Here is a 1,267-nt window from a genome sequence, read left to right on the forward strand (position 1 = left end):
CTTAGAGGTCCTCGCGCCAGAAGGGCATGCTCATGCAGCGCGGGCCGCCACGGCCGCGGGAGAGCTCGGCGGAGGGCACGACGAGAAGGTCCAGGCCCTCCTTGTACAGCACGTCGTTGGTGACGGTGTTGCGGGCGTAGACGCAGATCTTGCCGGGCTCGACGCACAGGGTGTTGGAGCCGTCGTTCCACTGCTCGCGGGAGGCCGCGATCGGGTCGCCGCCGCCGCAGGGGATCAGCTTGACCTGGTCGACGCCGGTGGCGTCCTCCAGGACGTGCTCGAGGGTGTCCTCGATCAGGCGGATGTTGACCTCGCCCGGGTTCTTGCCGGCGGTCAGCTCGTAGACGCGCAGGGTGCCCATGATGGCGGGGTGGATCGTGAACTTATCGACGTCGATCTGGGTGAAGACCGTGTCGAGGTGCATGAAGGCGCGCGAGACCGGGATGTCGAAGGCCAGGATGCGCTCGACCTTGGAGTCGGAGTTCCAGAAGATGTTCTGGGCCATGACGTCGATGGCGGCTGCCTGGGTGCGCTGGGAGATGCCGACGGCGAGGGTCTTCTCGTTGATGTTCAGCACGTCGCCGCCCTCGGTGTGGAACTGGCAGTCGCGGCGGAAGTACAGGGAGACGTCCTTGTAGTCGGGGTGGTACTTGAAGACGTACTTGCCGTACAGGGTCTCGCGGTTGCGGGTGACCGAGTACATGCGGTTGAGGTTGACGCCCTCGCCGACGACCGCGAACGGGTCGCGGGTGAAGTAGAGGTTGGGCATCGGGTCGATGATCAGGTCGGACTCGGACTCGGAGTTGACCAGGGAGTCGAGGGTCGTGGACGCCGTGAGGGGCATGTCGATCTCGGCCTTGGTCATGCCGGCCATGGTCTTCTTGACGAACTCGAGGTTGTCCTCGATGGAGTCCAGCTTCTCGCGGACGATCTGCGGCATGCGCTGGCCGCGGATGCCTGCCTCGGCGATGTACTGGTCGGTGAACTCGGCGCGGGCGCCGGGGACCTGGTCGAACACCTCTGCGACGAGGTTCTCGAGGTAGAGCACCTCGACGCCCTGGTTCCTCAGGATCTGGGCGAAGGTGTCGTGCTCCTGCTGCGCGACCTCAAGGAACGGGACGTCGTCGAACAGGAGTCGCTCGAGCTCGTCGGGCGGCAGGTTGAGGAGCTCGTCGCCGGGACGGTGCAGGCAGACCTTCCTGAGCTTGCCGATCTCGGAAGGCACGTGCAGACCTTTCGTCATGGCCTCCTACCTTTCTTTCGGGCC

Annotated in this window: 1 protein-coding gene; it reads right to left on the minus strand. The window is 65.2% G+C overall.

Features of this window, described 5'->3' with window-relative positions; genetic code table 11:
• Position 1: 1 nt before the first annotated feature.
• The gene (gene arcA, locus DXD49_RS09555) at positions 2 to 1,243 is read right to left on the minus strand and encodes an arginine deiminase (protein ID WP_117794837.1); all 1,242 of its coding nucleotides are present in this window, start codon (positions 1,241 to 1,243) and stop codon (positions 2 to 4) included.
• Positions 1,244 to 1,267: the final 24 nt, after the last annotated feature.

Origin of the sequence: Collinsella sp. TM05-38 (genome assembly GCF_003466445.1) — a bacterium.
Lineage (GTDB): Bacteria > Actinomycetota > Coriobacteriia > Coriobacteriales > Coriobacteriaceae > Collinsella.

Coding starts and splice junctions, on each gene's coding strand:
- arcA (WP_117794837.1), bottom strand. CDS start 1,243: ATGACGAAAGGTCTGCACGTGCCTTCCGAGATCGGCAAGCTCAGGAAG.